The sequence below is a fragment of the Aeoliella straminimaris genome, assembly GCF_024054565.1.
In the GTDB taxonomy this organism is placed as follows: domain Bacteria; phylum Planctomycetota; class Planctomycetia; order Pirellulales; family Lacipirellulaceae; genus Aeoliella; species Aeoliella straminimaris.
Window position 1 is genome coordinate 1 of sequence record NZ_JAMXLR010000010.1, and the last position, 370, is coordinate 370.

1 protein-coding gene is annotated in these 370 nt (G+C 59.2%); it reads left to right on the top strand.

Translation table 11 applies throughout. The annotated features are described in order from the left end of the window. A partial coding sequence (locus tag NG895_RS02505; RefSeq protein ID WP_252850870.1) for a hypothetical protein occupies window positions 1–370 on the top strand: 370 nt, incomplete at both ends.

Consider the following 370-nt stretch of genomic DNA (forward strand, 5'->3'; position numbering starts at 1 on the left):
ACCGCCGGCAACTGGGTGGGCGATGTTGCCCCCGTTGCGGGCGCCAACCTGATCTTCCCCAACGGCGCGCTGCAGAAGACCAATGAGAATGACTTCCCGGTGGGAACGGCCTTCGGCTCGATCCTGATCACGGGTAGCAGTTACGCGATCAGTGGCAATCAGATCGAACTGAATGGCACGGTAAGTTCGCAAAGCTACAGCAATACGTTCGACTTGCCGGTCCAGCTAGGCTCCAATTCCGGCTTCAGCAGCACATCGAGTACCTTTACTGTCAGCGGAAGCATTGACACCAGTACGCACGACCTCAGCTTGGGCGCCTCTTCCAGTACGTTGTGGGTGAGCGGCACGATTGCCGGCAGCGGCAGCGTCA